Source organism: Streptomyces sp. NPDC058239 (assembly GCF_042882185.1).
In the GTDB taxonomy this organism is placed as follows: Bacteria; Actinomycetota; Actinomycetes; order Streptomycetales; family Streptomycetaceae; genus Streptomyces.
In genome coordinates this window covers 74,076-90,412 of record NZ_JBHVWS010000024.1, presented here as the reverse complement: position 1 = coordinate 90,412, position 16,337 = coordinate 74,076, and the positions used below count along the sequence as shown (strand labels likewise).

General features: G+C 68.2%; 15 protein-coding genes. 4 read left to right on the top strand and 11 right to left on the bottom strand.

The features are described from left to right. Positions 1-463: 463 nt before the first annotated feature. Genes ACFVYE_RS24710 through ACFVYE_RS24685 form a run of 6 tightly spaced genes read right to left on the bottom strand, consistent with a single transcriptional unit; the run spans position 464 to position 6,919 of the window. On the bottom strand, positions 464-1,279 hold the full coding sequence (locus ACFVYE_RS24710) for an ABC transporter ATP-binding protein (protein WP_383964219.1): 816 nt from the start codon (positions 1,277-1,279) through the stop codon (positions 464-466). Then, complete coding sequence (locus ACFVYE_RS24705) at positions 1,276-2,259, bottom strand: ABC transporter ATP-binding protein (protein ID WP_389607389.1); 984 nt, start codon at positions 2,257-2,259, stop codon at positions 1,276-1,278. The genes ACFVYE_RS24710 and ACFVYE_RS24705 overlap by 4 nt, the downstream gene beginning before the upstream one ends. Positions 2,260-2,263: 4 nt before the next feature. Then, positions 2,264-3,115 (bottom strand): ABC transporter permease, encoded by an 852-nt coding sequence (locus ACFVYE_RS24700; protein ID WP_383964224.1) that lies wholly within the window; start codon positions 3,113-3,115, stop codon positions 2,264-2,266. Further along, a complete protein-coding gene (locus ACFVYE_RS24695) occupies positions 3,112-4,059 on the bottom strand; it encodes an ABC transporter permease (RefSeq protein ID WP_389607388.1) in 948 nt (315 codons plus the stop codon). Before ACFVYE_RS24695 ends, ACFVYE_RS24700 begins: the two co-directional genes overlap by 4 nt. Positions 4,060-4,065: 6 nt before the next feature. Further along, positions 4,066-5,721, bottom strand: a complete 1,656-nt coding sequence (locus ACFVYE_RS24690) for an ABC transporter substrate-binding protein (protein WP_383964229.1) — start codon at positions 5,719-5,721, stop codon at positions 4,066-4,068. A 13-nt stretch (positions 5,722-5,734) separates the two neighbouring features. Then, the gene (locus tag ACFVYE_RS24685; RefSeq protein WP_383964231.1) at positions 5,735-6,919 is read right to left on the bottom strand and encodes a C45 family autoproteolytic acyltransferase/hydolase; all 1,185 of its coding nucleotides are present in this window, start codon (positions 6,917-6,919) and stop codon (positions 5,735-5,737) included. Between the two features lie 138 nt (positions 6,920-7,057). Here ACFVYE_RS24685 and ACFVYE_RS24680 point away from each other — a divergent pair, with 138 nt between their 5' ends. Then, complete coding sequence (locus ACFVYE_RS24680; RefSeq protein ID WP_383964234.1) at positions 7,058-7,948, top strand: MurR/RpiR family transcriptional regulator; 891 nt, start codon at positions 7,058-7,060, stop codon at positions 7,946-7,948. 555 nt (positions 7,949-8,503) lie between these two features. Here the strand turns inward: ACFVYE_RS24680 and ACFVYE_RS24675 are convergent. From ACFVYE_RS24675 to ACFVYE_RS24665, 3 genes are all read right to left on the bottom strand, one after another. Then, positions 8,504-9,421: an NAD(P)H-binding protein gene (locus ACFVYE_RS24675; RefSeq protein ID WP_383964237.1), complete on the bottom strand. Its 918-nt coding sequence runs from the start codon at positions 9,419-9,421 to the stop codon at positions 8,504-8,506. A 221-nt stretch (positions 9,422-9,642) separates the two neighbouring features. After that, entirely contained in the window at positions 9,643-10,296 is a 654-nt protein-coding gene (locus tag ACFVYE_RS24670; protein WP_383964240.1) for a peptidoglycan recognition protein, read from the bottom strand. A gap of 1,218 nt (positions 10,297-11,514) precedes the next feature. Next, complete coding sequence (locus ACFVYE_RS24665; protein WP_383964243.1) at positions 11,515-11,721, bottom strand: DUF5988 family protein; 207 nt, start codon at positions 11,719-11,721, stop codon at positions 11,515-11,517. 777 nt (positions 11,722-12,498) lie between these two features. Between ACFVYE_RS24665 and ACFVYE_RS24660 the strand changes: the two genes are divergently transcribed. Next, the gene (locus tag ACFVYE_RS24660) at positions 12,499-12,735 is read left to right on the top strand and encodes a hypothetical protein (RefSeq protein WP_383964246.1); all 237 of its coding nucleotides are present in this window, start codon (positions 12,499-12,501) and stop codon (positions 12,733-12,735) included. A gap of 137 nt (positions 12,736-12,872) precedes the next feature. On the opposite strand, the gene ACFVYE_RS24655 is transcribed toward ACFVYE_RS24660, so the two are convergent. Then, complete coding sequence (locus tag ACFVYE_RS24655) at positions 12,873-13,031, bottom strand: hypothetical protein (RefSeq protein ID WP_383964249.1); 159 nt, start codon at positions 13,029-13,031, stop codon at positions 12,873-12,875. Between the two features lie 780 nt (positions 13,032-13,811). Between ACFVYE_RS24655 and ACFVYE_RS24650 the strand changes: the two genes are divergently transcribed. Together ACFVYE_RS24650 and ACFVYE_RS24645 are read left to right on the top strand one after the other, a co-directional pair. Continuing rightward, on the top strand, positions 13,812-14,489 hold the full coding sequence (locus tag ACFVYE_RS24650; protein WP_383964252.1) for a TNT domain-containing protein: 678 nt from the start codon (positions 13,812-13,814) through the stop codon (positions 14,487-14,489). A 7-nt stretch (positions 14,490-14,496) separates the two neighbouring features. Beyond that, positions 14,497-14,730, top strand: coding sequence for a hypothetical protein (locus tag ACFVYE_RS24645; protein WP_383964255.1), 234 nt, complete (start codon positions 14,497-14,499; stop codon positions 14,728-14,730). A 345-nt stretch (positions 14,731-15,075) separates the two neighbouring features. On the opposite strand, the gene ACFVYE_RS24640 is transcribed toward ACFVYE_RS24645, so the two are convergent. After that, the gene (locus tag ACFVYE_RS24640) at positions 15,076-16,239 is read right to left on the bottom strand and encodes a pectate lyase (RefSeq protein WP_383964258.1); all 1,164 of its coding nucleotides are present in this window, start codon (positions 16,237-16,239) and stop codon (positions 15,076-15,078) included. Positions 16,240-16,337: the final 98 nt, after the last annotated feature.

Sequence of the window (16,337 nt, the reverse complement as noted above, 5' to 3'; positions counted from 1 at the left end):
GATCGTACTGAGCAGGAGGGTTACGCCCTGGTGGCTCAGCAGAAGGCCTTGCAGCGACGGTACCGAAATCGTCAGAGGGCGAGGGCGGGAGAGCAGGCGTCCAGGCACTCTGCTGTTCGCCGATGTGGATGAGTGTGTCGTCAGGCAGGACCTACCGGCGCCGGGTCGGCGAATGCCGGGCTGCTCACTGACGCGAGCACTGTGACGCCGGATGAGCTGCGTTGTCGGCTGCTTGCCGAACGCCACCTCCCCCTCTCGTGTCCGAGCCTCTGCCGCCCCCTGCGGACCCTCGCGATCGGCATGATCCGTTCGTGGTGCCCGGTCCCGCGCCCGCGACGGACGGTCGGGATCAATGGAGGGGAAGGAATGACGTACCGGGAGTCGGGCGAAGACGGTGCTTCCCATTCGACGGGGAGGGGGAGTGACGAGTCCTGCGTCATCTGCTGCGCGCTGGGTCAGTGGTTCAGGCCATGGCGGCCCGGGCAGTGACCGCATCCGCCGGATCCCAGCCGGCTCGTGGCACCGAGGCCAGCAGCAGCCGGGTGTACGGGTCTTGCGGACCGGCCAGCACCCCGGCCGTCGGTCCTTGCTCCACCACCGTTCCGCGGCGCATCACCAAGACCTCGTCCGTGATGTGGTGGACGACCGCCAGGTCGTGGCTGACGAAGACCAGGGCCACCCCGGTGTCCCGGCGGATTTCGCTCAGGAGCTGAAGGATCTGCGCTTGGATCGAGACGTCCAGCGCGGCCACTGCCTCATCGAGGACCAACACCTTCGGGTCGACCGCCAGCGCCCGTGCGATGGCCAGCCGCTGTCGCTGGCCGCCGGAGAGACCGTGTGGCCTGGCCTCCGCCTCCCGGGCGCCGAGCCCCACCTGGTCGAGCAGCCCGTCGGCCAGGGTCTTCTCCCGGCCGTGCAGACGCAGGGCCGTGGTGAGGCACTGGCGGGCGGTGAGCCGGGGGTCCAGGGAGACATACGGGTCCTGGAAGACCATCTGGATCTCCCGGGCCCGTGCCAACCGGGCCTCCCGGCCGCGCGGGGTGCGCAGGGCGCGGGGCCGGCCGGAGACGGAGACGCTGCCCGCATCGGGACGTACGAGACCTACCAGCATCCGGGCCACGGTTGTCTTGCCTGACCCGGATTCGCCCACGATTCCGAGTGAGCCGCCCGCCGGGACGGTGAAGGTGATGCCGTCGGCAGCGACGAGGCGGCCTCCGCCGGGCAGCCCGTATGTCTTGCGCAGTCCTTCCACGGCCAGCAGTGGTGGTGCGGTGGTCATCGGTCACTCCTCTTCTCCGTGCCCGGGCCTGTCAGCACGGGTAGGCGGCGGCAGGTCGCGGTGCCCTCGCCGTCCAGCGGCACCGGCTCGGGCCGCCAGGTCGAACACTCCGGTTCGGCATCCGGGCAGCGGTCGGCAAACTCGCAGCCGCCGAACGCGTCCGCCAGCGACGGCGGGCGCCCCGGGATCGGGAGGATCTTCCGGCGCCCCTCCCCAAGCGTTGGGGAGCAGGCCAGCAGTCCCTTCGTATACGGGTGGCGGGGCCGGTCGAAGAGGACGCCGGCGGGCTGCTCCTCGACGACCCGGCCCGCGTACATCACGTACACCCGGTCGCAGTACGCAGCGGCCAGTTGGAGATCGTGCGTGATGAACAGAAGACCCAGGCTCCGATCGGCCCGCAGGGTGCGCAGGAGGGCGAGGATCTCGGCCTGGGTGGTGACGTCCAGGGCGCTGGTCGCCTCGTCGGCGAGGAGCAGCCTGGGCTCGGCGGCCAGCGCACCCGCGATGACGACGCGCTGGAGCATGCCGCCCGAGAGCTCGTGCGGGCGTTGGCGGAACCGGCGTTCCGGGTCGGAGAGGCCGACCGTGTCGAGGAGTTCGACAGCTCGGGTGCGGGCTGCCTTCTTGTCGAGTCCGGTGCCCGTCAGACGTTCGACCAGGAAGTCGCCGATGCGGCGGACCGGGTTGAGAGCGGAGCGCGGATCCTGGTGGACCATCGCGACCGTACGGGCCCGGTGCCGGCGCAGGGCGTCCCCGGTCAGCGCGAGTACGTCCGTGCCATCGACACGTATCGAACCGGAGACGGCCGTTTTGTCGGGGAGTGTACGCAGCGCCGCCTTGGCGGTCGTCGACTTGCCCGAACCGGACTCGCCGACCAGGCCGACCACTTCGCCACTTGCCACCCGTAGGGAGACACGGCTGAGGATGGGCCGGGCGGTGCCGGGGAGTTCGAGGGTGAGGTTCTCGATGTCGAGGAGCATGCGGCTACCTCCTGCTGCCGAGTCGGTCGGCGGCCCAGACCCCGACGACGTTGAAGGACACCACGACCAGGGCGATGGCGAAACCGGGCACCAGGGCCGGCAGGAGAGCGCCCTGGACGACGGCCGCCTGTCCCTCCTGCACCATCAGACCCCAGTCGGAGCTGGGCGGCTGGGCGCCGAAGCCCAGATAGGAGAGCGTGGCCAGGGACATCAGGGCCTCGCCGAACAGCACGACCAGATAGCCGGTGATCGACCGGCCGAGGTTGGGGACGAGGTAGCGGGCGCAGATCCGGGCTCCGCCCATGCCCTGGACGCCATAGGCGTCGATGTAGGGCTTGCGCCGTTCGGAGAGTGCCACCGAGCGGGTGTATTTGGCGACGGTCGGTGTGTAGGCGAGACCGAGCGCGAGCACGGAGGTCGTCATTCCGGCGCCGAAGACGGCGATGATCAGAACGGTGAACAGCAGCCCTGGAAAGGCGTACATGACGTCGGTGAGACGGGAGACCACCGTGTCGACCCAGCCGCCGCGCCATGCGGCGAGTGTGCCGAGGGTGACGCCGAGAACGGCGGCGATGGCCAGCAGGAGGATCGGGGCGACCAGGCTGGTGCGGGCCCCGTACAGCACCCGTGAGAGGAGGTCCTGTCCGGAGGAGTCGGTGCCGAGCAGATGTTCCGAGCCGGTGCCGACCAGGGATGCGGAGAGGTCGATGGCATCGGGGGCGTACGGCGCGAGAAGCGGCGCGAGGAGCGCCGCCAGGACGACCACGACGAGCGTCCCGCCGGCGATCACCACACCCACCGGGCGCCGGTTCTTCCCGGTCTTCGGCCTGACGCGATCAATGGTGAGCGCGCTCATGCGGCGGCCTCCTTCACCCGCGGGTCGAGCAGGGGATGCACCAGGTCGACGAGGGTGGTCACGACGATGTATCCGGTGACCATGAGCAGGAGTACGGCCTGCGCGACGGGGAAGTCGTGGGTGTTGATCGCGCCGACGAGCAGTGATCCGATGCCGCTGATTCCGAAAGCGGTCTCCACGACGACCGTGCCGGCCAGCATGCCCGCCATGACCAGGCCGCACATGGTGACGATCGGGCCGAGCGCGTTGCGCAGCACGTGCCGGACCACGATCTCCCGCTCGCGGATGCCGGACGCGCGGGCGACCTCGACATGGTCGGCCGCCTCTGCGTCGACCATCGACTGCCTCGTCACACGGCTGATCAGGGCGAGCGCGCCGAGTGCCAGGGACAGGGCGGGCAGCGTCAGATGGTGCATCGTGCCCGTGAACCCCGCGCCGCTGCCGGTCACCGGGAACCAGCCGAGTTGGACACCGAAGACCGCGACCAGGGCGATGGCGGAGACGAAGGACGGCACGGAGGCAGTCAGGGTCGTCCCGCCGACGACCGTCGAGTCGATCCAGGTGCCGCGGCGGACGGCGGCGAGCACACCGGCGCCGACCCCGAGGACGACGAAGAGCACGGTCGCGTACGCCACGAGGGCGAGCGTCGTCGGGAAGCGGGCGGCCAGCAGATCGGCGACCTGGTCGCTGTACTTGAAGGAGCGGCCGAGGTCGAGCTGGAGGCAGTCGCCGAGCCAGCGCCCGTACTGCACGACGAGGGGCTCGTCGAGGTGGTACTGGGCCCGGACCAGTTCCAGCTTTTCCGGGGTGAGCTTGTCGCGGCCCCCGGCAAGGAAGACGGCGGGGTCGCCGGGTGCCGCGTACACGGCGGCGAAGATGACGAAGGAGGCGGCGAGGAGTGTGGCCAGCAGTCCGGCCAGCCGCCGGGAGATCCGGGCGAGCATGCGCGATCAGCCCTTCTTCGAGCCGAGTTCGGCGGCCCACGGGTAGTAGAGGTAGGCCATGGAGGCGGGCGGCCCGGTCAGTTTCTCGTTGAGGACGAGGACGGAAGGCACTTGGGCGACCGAGATCCAGACGGCGGCGTCTGTGAACGTTTTCTGGATGTCGACCGTGAGCTTCGCGCGCTCGGCGTCGTCGAGCGTGGCGAGGGCCTTCTTCACCTTGGCGTCGTACGCGGCGTCCTTGAAGCCCACCCAGTTGTTGGAGGAGTCGGAGAGCGCGTTGTCGTAGAAGCCCATGGGATCGGCCTTGGAGATGTACCAGTCACCGACCAGCACATCGATGTCCGCGCGGGCCTGCGGATCGCTGTAGAACTGCTCGAACTGCGAGGTCGGCACCGTCTTGATCTGCCCCTTGAGACCGATCCGCTGGAGCGCGGCGCGCACGGCATTGGCGACGACGGTACGGCCCTGACTGGCGTCCGTGCCGATCACGACCGGCTCGGTGCGATCGGCGCCCGCCTCCTTCACCAAATTCTTGGCTGCGGCGAGATCCTCGGCGGTCGGGTCTGCGGGGGCGTAGGCGACGGCCTTCTGTGCGGCCTCGAAGACGGGCTTCTCGTAGCCCCAGGCGCCGGAGCCGACCGGGGTGCCCCAGGGCTGGACCATACCGCCGTAGCCGGATGCGGCGATGCCCTTGCGGTCCAGCGCGAGCGAGAGCGCCCGGCGGATCTTCGGGTCCTTCAGTCCGCCGCGCCCGGTCGGGATGAGGACGAGGGAGGCGGTGGAGGGACCGTAGTGCTGCTCGATGCCCCCCTTGCCCTGGAGGGCTGCCGCGGTGTTGGGCGATTCGGCGTAGGCACCGTCGGCGGCGCCGGTCGTCAGGGCATTGACGAGGGCGCTGTCGGCGGCCCAGCGGAAGGTGACCTTCTTCGTCAGAGGCTTCTTGCCCCAGTACGCGTCGTAGCGCTCGATGGTGATCGAGTCGCCGGACTTCCAGCTGCTCAGTCGGTACGGGCCGGTGCAGGCGTCGGGGTGTCCCGGCGTACCGAAGTCCTTGCCCGCCTTCTCGACCTGCTCCTTGTTCCAGACGATGCCCGCGTCACCGGCGAGTGCCTTGAAGAACATGGCGTCCGGCGCCTTGAAGGTGATCGTGATCCGGCGGTCGCCGGTCTTCTTCATCGCGGCGATGTTGCCGAATTCGTCGCCCTGCTCCATGTCCGGGTCGGCGTGCCGCTTCAGGCTCCACAGCACGTCGTCGGCGGTCATCGGGGTGCCGTCGTGGAAGGTGACACCGGGGCGCAGGGTCAGTACGAGGGTCTTGTCGTCCGGGGTTTCGGCCTTCTCGGCGAGGAAGGGCTTAGTCGACATGTCCGGCTGGAGCTGGTACAGCCGCTCGCAGACGTTGGTGAGGACGACGCGGCCGGCGCTGGTGCCCTGGGTGTCCAGGTCGAGCGAGTCCGGCTCGTCTTCCAGAAGCCAGTTTGCGTTGGCGAGTTCACCTGTGGCCGGGGTGGTGGTCGGGGTGAGGTCGAGCGTGGCGGCGTCGGCGGTCCGGGAGCCGCCTGCGGTGTTCCGGGTGGCTCCGCTACAGCCTGCGGCCGCGACGATCGTCGCCGCGACGAGGCCCGCGGCCAGGGCCGTCCTTCTTGAAGAGGTGTGGGTCATCACTGAATTCCCGTCAGTTCTGGCCGTACGGGCCGTCGTAGAGGTTCCAGGGAAGGTGCTGGTACTCGCGGTCGCAGGGGGTGCCCGCGGTCACGTGGTAGTCACCGGAGGTGAGGTCGGCCAGGGAGGAGACGAGAGTGGTCCACTGCTCGATCTCGGGCCGGCGCGGATCGGGGTGGGTGCACAGGGATTCGGGGTGGCCGAGGTGATCCGACATCGCCTGACGGATGATCTTGCGTGACTCGGCGGGGCCGGTGGAACCACGCAGCGCCTTGAGCCCTTCCGCGGCGCGCGGGACACGGACCAGGGAATCGGACGACATGGGCCGGTAGCCGGCGGCAGCCAGCGGGGCGGGAATGCCTGCCTGGTAGTGGTTGCCGTGTACCAGCAGGCCATCGGTCGGATACATCCAGCCGTGCCCGGCCGGGGTGGTCTCCAGGTCGATGGCGAAGCCCTCACGACAGGTGAGCAGGGCGTTGCTGGCGATATGGGCTCGGGTGCGGCAGAGCACGTCGAGGGCGTCGGTGATGTTGCTCTGGTCCAGGACACTCCGGCGTACGACGGTCTGGGGCAGCCCGATCGCATCGTCGAACCGGCCGCCGAGGCCGTTGGCGTTGAAGGCGAGCCCGGCGGAGTTGGCGCCCTGGCGGCCGATCTGTCCGGCCTCGACCTGCATGATCAGGGTCGGTCTGGGGGGCTGGACAATTCTGATCATGACGACGGTTTCGGCGACGCCGGCCCGCCAGTCCCAGTTCTGCCCGGCGTAGACGTGCCCGTCGCCGCTGGCCTCGCCGTGAACGGCGAAGGAGGTGCAGCCCTCGGCGGGCTCTTCCTCGCTCGCTCGCCCGTCGGCCTCCATCTGGGCGAAGGACTTGTCGTAGATGACCTCGCCGCGGGCGTTCAGGGCGAGCACGTCCAGCAGACCGACCCCGGCGCCGTCCGCGATGCCCTGCATCTCCTCGACGAGGTGGGGTGCGTAGTCGCGTACCGGCTCCAGCCAGTGGGCGGCTCGGGCGGTGACCCGGTCCCAGACCAGTCCGGCGGACCGGCCGAAGGCCTCCTCGTAGTAGCCGAGCGCGGCAAGCAGTTGGGGCCGCACGGCTTCGCCGTACTGGCGCCCGCGCTGGAGCGGGCTGCCGGAGATCTCGATGACCGGGAGGACCCGGGCGTGGCCGGGGTCCGTGGGAGGGGGTGCCATGCTTCTCCTCGCTCTGGAAGCGCTCCGAACGGCGCCGAAGGACCACACCGATCCTGTAACGTCGATTTCAAGAAGCGTTCCGCTTGGAACGTGTTGCCCAGGACAGTAACGTCGGTCACACGAAAGTCAATGGTTGTAATGGAAATTCCAGAGAATGGGACCGGAGTTACCCGGCTGCGTGCCGCGATTCGCGATCAATGGGAGGGTCTGTCCGCATCTGAACGAGCCGTTGCGCAGCACCTGGTCAGTGCCCCCGTCGAGCAGCTGCTCTTCGCCAGCGCCCAGGAACTGGGGACCGCCAGCTCCACCAGCAACGCCACCGTCGTGCGAGCGCTGCAACGCCTCGGGTACGCGGGACTGCCCGCCCTGAAGCGGGAGTTGGCCAACGATTTCACTGCGGCCGTCGCCCCCGAGGAGCGCCTCAAGCAGCGCATCGCGCATGTGGGCCAGGACCTGGAGTCCATTTGGGCCGATGTCTTCGACGAGGCCCAGGACCGCATCGACCACACCAGGCGCCTCACCGAACCGGAGGCATTGAAGCGCTCGGTGACCGCCCTCGCCGAGGCGCACGAGGTGTTCTGTTACGGGATCGCCGCCTCCGAACCGGGCGCCCGCCACCTGGCGTTGGCGCTCGGCCGGATCGGCCGCCGGGCCCGCTTCGTCTCCGAGACGGGCTTCGCCCTCGCGGACCAGCTGCTGGCTCTGGGGCAGGGCGACAGCGTGGTGATCTTCCAGCCGGGCCGCCGGCTGGTGGAGCTGACCGTCATGATGGAGCGGGCTCGTGCGGTCGGCGCCAAGGTCGTACTCGTGACGGACGAGCTGGGCGAGGCGTATGCGGACCGTGTCGAGGCGGTCCTGACCGCGCCGCACACCCCGACCGGGATCACAGCGGAATCGCTGACGGGGCTGCTCGTCGCGGACGCCCTGCTGCTCGCGCTGGCCACGCTCGATGAGACCCGGGCAGTGGAATCCTCGCACCAGCTCACCGCGCTGCGGGAGCAGTTGCTGGATCCCAAGCGGAGACTCTGAGGCGGCACGGGGGCGATGCGCTGCTTGACGTCGACGACGGGTGATGCCCTGCGCCGGGCGACAACATCTTCATCTCGCGTTTCCGGAGGCGGTGATTCGGCCGCCGCCGGAAGTGGGCCTGTGAGAAGCTGCATCGGCAGCCCCGTGACCGTGTCCACTCGCACCGGATCAGCCCTCAACACCCCACACATACAGTGGAAATGCCCGACGCCGGCCTTCCACAGCACGCTTTGGGCTGCTGCCGTGCGAACACCAATACGTGCGGTGGCGCTGCCCCTTCATCCGGTGGTGTCGGCGTGTGCCGGTTCGTCGGCGTTCCCCGTGCCGTCGAATGTCTCCGACTTGTTGTTCGGATTCCACTGTCCAGGACATGACTGGCCGCGGCAGCGTGTATGCCACGAAGGTGGACACTTCCCCGAGGGGCAAGTCCGAGAAGCTCGTGGCCTGCAATTACTTGTTCTTCGGGGGATGTTCGAGGCCTTCGTCGAGTTGTCCACGAGGCGTGTCCGCACAGACGGCGGCTGCGTCGGCTCGCTCCTCGGGGCCCGGGTCGGCTCAGCCGAGGTAGAAGTCCCGGCGCGCGGCCACGAACGACTCGATCGTCTGCGCCGGTTGACCAGTGATGCGTTCGACGTCGTGGGTCGCGCGGTCGTAACGGTTCTCCCGGTGCAACCGCGCCATGGTCTCGATGTGCTGCTCGGCATGCGGCGAAAGTCCTGCCTTTGAGAGCACCGCAGTGATCCACTGGTCCAGCGGGACGTCCGCATAGGACACCGGGCGGCCAAGTCCCCGGGAGAACTCCTCTGCTACGCCGTTCATGTCCATCGTGCGCGGCCCGGTCAGCTCGTAGACATGACCCAGGTGCGGGGCCGGTTCGCGCAGCACCGTCGCGACCACCCGTGCCACGTCGCCCGCCGACACCGGTGACGTGCGGCCGGTGCCGAACGGCAGGGCGAGCGTGCCGTTCTCCCGGATCGAGTGTGCGGCGAGCGTGGTGAAGAGCGGGTTGTCGAGGAATATCGTGGGCCGCACGTGTACCACTGGCAGGCCCGACCAGTTGAACACCTGCTCGGAGAGCCAGTGCAGCCGCTGCTGGTGGGACTCGCTGGTGCTGGTGGCGGTCATCTGGGACACCGTCATCTGCGATATGTCCACCAAGCAGTCGAGATGGCCCTGCTCGCGTGCGACGGTGGCCACCACGGTCGCCGCCAGCAGGTAGTCCGGCGACACACTCATGCTGAAGTACATCCGGCCGGCACCGTCGAGGGCGTCCGCGACATCGGCGGGCCGGGTGAGGTCGCCGACGACCACCTCGGCGCCGAGTGCGCGCAGTTCATCCGCTCGATGGTCGTTGCGGTGCACCATCGCGCGCACCGGCACTCCTTGGGCCAGGAGCAGGTCGAGGACGAGGCGGCTCACACCGCCTGTGCCGCCACCGGCTCCCGTGACGAGAACAGGGTCGCTGGTAACCATCGGTGCGTCTCCTTCAGAGTCAAAGTCTTCGCTTCGGGGTGACGGCCCTCTTGCGCGGTGTACGCCTCGGAGCCATGGGGGAAGCTTGGCTGCCCCCGCTTGTCGGCAGATCCCGGGGGCAGAGGGAAGAATCCGTCGATCGTCCAGAACTCCACCGCGTGCCGAGTTGTCTGCGATGCCGGGGCGGCGGCACCCCGGGTGCACCCTGTCCTGATGGGGCGTCAATGACTGGACAGCTGGAGGCTCCGCAAACCCGCGGGCAGGGCGACGCCAGAGGGTGCTCGTAGGGCCCTGCCCTGGAGGCCGGAAGCAAGCTTTCGGATTGCGGGGAGCCGCGCGAACAGTGCTTCTCCCGGGCAGTCGGTGGCATAGCCGTCGCGATGGCCGGATATGGCGTCGAATTCGGCCGAAGTTCCCTTGGCGTAGCGGCTCTTGTCGTTCGTGGACGTGAGCCGCACCTTGCTGGTGGGGTCGATGCCGTTCAAGCCGAGCTTCCAGGCGGCGAGGGCTGCGATCGCGTGCTCCATGGCTGCCGGTACGGGAGTGCCTCGTCCGAAGGTGCCGATCGCCGCAATCCCCGTGGTGCCCTGGTTGAACCCGAGGGTGTGGGAGCCGACGACGGGGCGGTCGGTACCGCCGGCGCGGCCTTCGTAGATGGTGCCGCATTTGTCGACGAGGAAGTTGTAGCCGAGGTCTCCCCATCTCCGGTCACGGGTCTGGCCCGTATACAGATTGCGCAGCGTACGCGGGACGTCGGCGCAGTCGTACCCGTTGGGGGTGTCGGTGTGATGGATGAAGACCGCCGTCACCTTTTGCGTGTAGTGGGCATGTGGGTCGCGCTTGGTCTCGTCGGCCCGCCACTGAGTACGCGACACGATGGCGGGCCGAGGCGCCGCACGGGGGAAGGCCACCGACCTCGCTCCGAGGGCCGGGAACGGCAGCGCGGAATCGACAGCCGACTCCGTAACTGCTTCGGCTCGCCATACGGCAAGGGGGCCCTCCGGTGTCGTATCGCCGACGGCACGGGCTGTCGTCACCCCGGGCGGTGCCGCCATGAGAGGAACTGCCACAGGGGCCGCTATCCACAGTGCTATTCGGTACAGACGCACGGGAAAACCTTCTTTGTCTTTCGCCGAGGGGACGGCGGGAACGCGTATGCCCACAGCTTCGCGGTGGGAGGTTCGCCGCGCGCCCCGGGTTAGTGCAGACAGGCGAGCGTGCCGGCACCCCTGCCGACTGCCGGAGGGGTGTGTGGGTCAGCGCTTCCCCTATCCGGGTGAGGTGTGCGATGACGAGTCGCGGAACGCACAGCCACCCCTGCGAAGCGGGCCGACCGGGTACTTTTCCGGCACCTGACCGACTCCGCCCCCCGTCGGCCGGCCTTTCGGCGCGCGCTCGCGCCGGCCGTACAGACCGCCGGACCCTTGGGCTGACGCGAGCGGCGACACATCAGCCAAACCGAGCGTGCTGTCGGTGGGCTCCTGGCACAGCTATCAGCCCCCTGACGGTGGGGGCTCTCGCATGTCCGCTGCTTCTTCCGGGAGCAGCACCGTGGGACAGCGATGAGCGAGCGACGTCACCCGAACACATGTCGAACAGCGTGGGACGTCGGCGGGATGGGTGTGCAGGAATCCGGTGCTGCGTGGAGATGTTCATGCCCTGCCGAGAACGCGGCAGCCTGTGCGTGTCGCGTGATGACGTGCTGGAGGTCGGCGGACTGGGGGAGGAGCGGGCAGCGGTTCGAGTGCGCGCGGGCTCGGCCCACGACCAGGGCTTCGAGTTCTACCCGGTCTCCACGGCATCTGAGGCGGCTGGTGGCGGGGAGGGGGAGGCTCGCCGCACATGTCGACGCGGCTGTGGTGTGGCGTGACGGCAGCGCGTACTGCTTCTGCGACTCCGAATATGTGAGCTACGACATTGCCGGCGACACGGCAAGCGCGCGCTCCGCGGTGTATCGACTCGCCGCTTGCGGAGCCGGTCCGCATGTTGAAAGGCCTGGGCCGGCGATGGCATCCCGGCTCGGCCAGGCAGCCCTCAACGAGATCACTCGTGCTGCGGCTGAACGGAACGCCAGGGCAGTTACCGGACAGCCCTCACCCTGGTACTTCCGTGCGCTCCCACCACTCGTAGACAGGCAATTGGCCCTCGCTGGTCTCCTGGTGACGTGTCGTCGCCTTGAAGTGCTCGTATCCACCACGGAACGGGATCTTGAGGTCGACTCCGGGAGTAGTGATGGAAACGATCCGATCAGGAAGATCGTCGGGGCCGCCCTCAAGGACTGCTTTCATCGCGTTGGTCATGGCGAAAGTTTCCCCTGACGGTGGTCCGGCTCCTCCATGACGCGCCGAAGTGCTCGCCGCCGTGTGTCCTGCCGGCATCCCAGCAGCACGCCCATGATTTCCGGCAATCACTCGATGCAGGATCCCTGTCCAAGGAGGCACTGAGGCCGACGGACCGAACCCCGCGGAGCTGCGGTACGCGCTCTGTGCCGGAGCTCTCCGGGATCGGATACCCCGCGCCCGGTCCGGCGCTCCCGCGTCGCCCCGCCACTGGGCACGGTGGTGGCAGACGAACTCGATCCCGGGGCTCGGTCAGCCGGGCTGCGACGGTGGCCTCCTCGCGGTCGCGCAGAAGGCCGACTGGTCGATCGGTCTCCACGCACGGTCCTGTGGACTCGGCCCTTGCGCATCGCCTACCCGTCGGTGGTCCCAGGCCCGCGTGCCTGTGGCTGAAGTTCTGACATCGCGTTGACCAGCTGTAATACCGTGCTGCGGCTGACGGGAACGCCGAACACTCGCAGGGCGGGCGGGTGACGCCCCTGCCGATGGAAGTGCGCAAGCCGACCGATGCGTTCCTCGACAACCTCCTGGCGGGAAATCTCTGGCTTCCGGGACAGGAGACAGGCGAACAGCCGGCGGTTCTTGACGCGCGCTGTTGGGCTCGGTTGCGGACTGCTGTCGGCGGATCCGCCTTCCGACGGGCAGCCGGCTCGGCCGCCGGGGTGATGTCATGTGGAGTTGCGTTACCTATCCGGCCGCCGGGCATACTGCCGACCGTGGCGTGGAACCGATCTGCGCATGACCGAAAGTGCGAGCCCTCGTATCTCGAAGCCTCGGATCACTGTGCTTGGAGTCCAGCCAGGTGATCCGCCCTTCCGTCTTGTGGAGATCGACGGGGAGGTCGTCAGTGCGGCAACATCGATGACGGACGTGCTCCACACCGCCTGGGCCGCAGGCATCAGGGTCCACGACCTCGACGACCCGGGCGAGGTCCGGTGGGTGGGCGGCGGCAAGCTCACCTGGAGGCTGCACTAGGCAGTTGCCATGCGTGGGAGGGCAACCGACTGCCGACACGGATCGCCGCACCGCGTCTCCGTGGGTAGCGGCGACTTCTCGATCCGGTCACCCGATCGGCGGCGGGCGCACCGTCGTACATATCAATGGCCACCTGGTTACTGCTCGGGCCGGACGCCCCACGAGGTGTCGGGAATGCCCGCCATCTGGTCCCGTTCGGCGTGGACGGCGTCGAACGCGGCCGCACTGCAGGTGACGACCTCCGCCGCCCCACCTGCGGTCCGAACCGATTCCGCGGCGGCCTGGTAGCCATCCATGCCGGGGAGCCGACTGGGCGGTGTCCTGATTGGTGAGCGCAGACCGGCGAATTCACATCTCGGCGGCCGGCTCCGACGAACGTTGGTTGCGTACTCGGAGACATGGGATGACGCGCCGGGTTGTTGGTGCTGCTCATTCCTATGCTGCTCCCATGGCAGAGGAGCGATTCAAGGACGGAAGCCTGTCGGGTGAGGGCGACTACTCGGACGGCCGGCAGCGTGGCCCATGACGCCGGTGGCATGACAACGGCAACCTGTTGGACGAGGGGACATACAACCTCGGCAAGAGGACCGGCGAGTGGATCTCTTACAACAAGGCGGGCGAAGAGGCGAAGCGAAGAGTCCGCCGCTGACTGAACCAAGGCTTCACCGGGCCACCTCTCATGGGGCTCTCAGTCGGCGATGCGGCGATAACAGCTCAGGGCGCCGACGATGCCGGTGAAGGCGAGGGAGCGCACGGCCCTTCGCTCGTAGCCGCGATGCAGTCGCCGGGAAGTCGTTCCGCCACGTGGAGTTGCGCGTTCACCAGCTTCAACCCGACGGGATGTGCGCTGCTTCGTCGACCTCGGCCGGAGCCATCTTCACGCACTGTTTCTGGTACCTCGACGACGGTCACCGCGCATCAGATGTCCCTGTATCCGGCACGTCCCGAACAGAACCAGGCCGGGATGCCGCGCTGTTCGTGTCCAAAAACAGCACAGGGTGGACGCCGTGAGTAAGCGAAAGGCTACTCTTTGTCAGCTATCGTAAGTGATCACCAGTACCCGAGGGGACCTCTGAATGAACCGCATGCGCAACGTACTTGCCGTGCTTGGCATCACTGCCGGGCTGGTCACAGCCCCTGCTGCGAGCGCCTCGGCGAAGCCGGAGGACCGGACGACTGCGTCCGTAGCCCGGCACGATCCCTGCACAGGTGAGTTCCGCGGCGACGCCCGGCTCGGCCCCAAGTGGCTTCCGAACAGCCGACTGGCCCCTGTGGGCCCGCTTCTGAAGGGGTACAAGCGCACCGGAGCCCTGTCCCCGCAGGCCTTTCTGAAGAAGTACTGGGAAGGGCCCGCCGACTCCGGCAGCTGGAAGTACCCGCCCAACGACGGCTTCGGTCAGGTCAACGGCCAGATCGACAAGGAACCGGCCAAGCTGCGCGCGGGCCAGCGTCTGGACCGCTTCGGTTCCGAGTACGGCAGTTACCTGGCACCTGCCGGTGACGCGTACGCAGAGCGCGCGCTGCCGCCGCAGAACCTCAACACCCGTGAAGCAGATGTCGCTTGCGACTACCGCGTCTACAAGGTGGCCAAGCCCTTCTGGGTGTGGCAGGGCAGTATCGCCCCGTGGTTCGAGCAGCCGGGGGGTGGTCAGCAGATCAAGCTCGACGCGGTCTTCCTCGACCCGGGCCAGGGGCAGCGGCTGAACGTCAAGTGGCTGCTGGAGCATGACTACCTCAAGTCCGCCGCCGCGTAGCTTCAGCGTGGAACGCCGGGAACTGCGCGCGGTGCTGAGCGAGGCAGGAGTGGCCGACGGCTACTACCGCATCGAGGGCGTTCACGAACCGGTCCCCACCCCCACGGACTTTCTGTTCTTGCGACAGGCGTCCGACGGGGCGTGGGAGACCGGTGTGTACGAACGGGGCACGTACGAGGTCATCGCCCGCCACCCGAGCGAACAGGTCGCCTGCGCGCATCTGCTCCACCTGCTCCTCTAGGAGGAGCTGACAGAAAGCTTCACCGAAGCCGATGGCCGACCGTCCTGCAGCGGCACCCCTCCCACGGCCGGCAGCGCTGAGAAGGGCACGCTCCGCGGCGTGGTGGGGGCGCTCACGATGGCCTGTCAGGACCACTCCGTCCTGGTTGCGACACCGATCAACGGCCTGGCGCGCAGCCTGGGGTCGGAGACAGGATGATCGGAACCGCAAGATGGTCAGTCAGCGGCCACATGGGCGATGAGCTTGGCCATGTTGGCTGCGTAGGCCGAGGACGTGAAGCGTGGTCACCGGTGAGCCGGAAGTAGTGGAACAGCTGACGGATGTTCGTCTGCGTGGTATGGGTGGTCAGGGCGCGGGGTTCGTATGAGCGGGCACTGGCCGGGGCGCCCGCGGGGCGACCGCCAACCGTGTGCGCGAGGTGTTGCAGCCCCCATCCGGCCTGCGGACGGGCTGTTGCAGCCGATGCAGGCATGCCATCGCCCGAAGTACCGGACGGTTCAGATCCCGCCGGCCGAGCGCCGAGGCACACATGAGGAGGAACTTGATGTTCTCGCCCAGTACGTCGTCGTTGAAGGTGACATGCGGCGTGTAGTCGCCGTCCTCCATGCCGTGCTTGACATCGGCCGGCAGCCAGGAGGGCCGGTCGTCGGGCCAGGGCATGTCACGGACAGCTCCGGAGAACGACGGGAAGCGCTGTGGCCAGCCGCCGTCCGCCGGGCCACTGCGCAGTTGCGCCTTCAGCATGAAGTCGATGACTCGGTTCAGGGCCGCTTTGAACTCAAGGTGTCGGCGCTCCACGTAGAGGCGCAGGATCAGATGGGCTGCGCTGGAGGTGCCGGCGTCGTCGAAGGTGGCATTGCCGTAGAAGTGCTGAAACTCCTCGAGCCGCCAGCCGTTTGCGCCGATTGTGGCGTACCAGTCGCGTAGGGAGGCCTCACCGGCGAAGTCATGGATGTAGTTCCAGCCCCCGACCGGTAGTTGGGCGTCGACCAGCGCGAGGCCTGGCGGTCGGTAGTCGGGTTTTGCTGAAGCTGCAGGCGTTGAGGCTTGACCGGGCGGGGGCGGGGGCCTCGGGTGTGATCCCTGACCGTGGGGGATTTGTCGTGGTGTCCCGGGGTTGTTGCCGGTGCTTACGGTCGGTGCGTGGCTTTGACTTCGCTGCGGCGGTCCGGGGGTCGGCTTCGAAGGGCGCGATGTCCGCCTGCAATCTTCTCCGCTTCGGTGTGGTGCTTCCGGATCCTCCCGGGCTGTTGCGGGAAGGCGTACCGCTTCTGGTGTCCGCTCCTGATGCAGGCCACGCCCTGCTGCTGTGTGTTTGGATGCGTTCCTCGCCCCACCAGGCAACCTTGCAGGTTGTTCACCATCTCGGGGCCGTACGTGTGGCGGAGGTGGCCGACACGCCGGGCGCCAGTGTCCCGGACCGGGTTCGGGCCTCGGTCCGGGCGCAACTCGGCCCCCGGAAACCTCACTTCCGCACCTGCCGGCCCTCTCGCCATGCCCGCCAGGCACCTCTCCGCAGGATCACCTCGTGTATTGGCTGACCCTTCATCGCTCGGTCATCTGGCGGGGCTCGGCCCGGACGTCGTGAGATTCAATATGTTTGTGAT

Bases quoted from the DNA above. Each gene is read 5' to 3' on its own strand.
- ACFVYE_RS24680 (WP_383964234.1), top strand. From the start codon at position 7,058: ATGGAAATTCCAGAGAATGGGACCGGAGTTACCCGGCTGCGTGCCGCG.
- ACFVYE_RS24655 (WP_383964249.1), bottom strand. From the start codon at position 13,031: ATGGATGGCTACCAGGCCGCCGCGGAATCGGTTCGGACCGCAGGTGGG.
- ACFVYE_RS24700 (WP_383964224.1), bottom strand. From the start codon at position 3,115: ATGAGCGCGCTCACCATTGATCGCGTCAGGCCGAAGACCGGGAAGAAC.
- ACFVYE_RS24695 (WP_389607388.1), bottom strand. From the start codon at position 4,059: ATGCTCGCCCGGATCTCCCGGCGGCTGGCCGGACTGCTGGCCACACTC.
- ACFVYE_RS24650 (WP_383964252.1), top strand. From the start codon at position 13,812: ATGAACCGCATGCGCAACGTACTTGCCGTGCTTGGCATCACTGCCGGG.
- ACFVYE_RS24660 (WP_383964246.1), top strand. From the start codon at position 12,499: ATGACCGAAAGTGCGAGCCCTCGTATCTCGAAGCCTCGGATCACTGTG.
- ACFVYE_RS24685 (WP_383964231.1), bottom strand. From the start codon at position 6,919: ATGGCACCCCCTCCCACGGACCCCGGCCACGCCCGGGTCCTCCCGGTC.
- ACFVYE_RS24675 (WP_383964237.1), bottom strand. From the start codon at position 9,421: ATGGTTACCAGCGACCCTGTTCTCGTCACGGGAGCCGGTGGCGGCACA.
- ACFVYE_RS24705 (WP_389607389.1), bottom strand. From the start codon at position 2,259: ATGCTCCTCGACATCGAGAACCTCACCCTCGAACTCCCCGGCACCGCC.
- ACFVYE_RS24665 (WP_383964243.1), bottom strand. From the start codon at position 11,721: ATGACCAACGCGATGAAAGCAGTCCTTGAGGGCGGCCCCGACGATCTT.
- ACFVYE_RS24710 (WP_383964219.1), bottom strand. From the start codon at position 1,279: ATGACCACCGCACCACCACTGCTGGCCGTGGAAGGACTGCGCAAGACA.
- ACFVYE_RS24690 (WP_383964229.1), bottom strand. From the start codon at position 5,721: ATGACCCACACCTCTTCAAGAAGGACGGCCCTGGCCGCGGGCCTCGTC.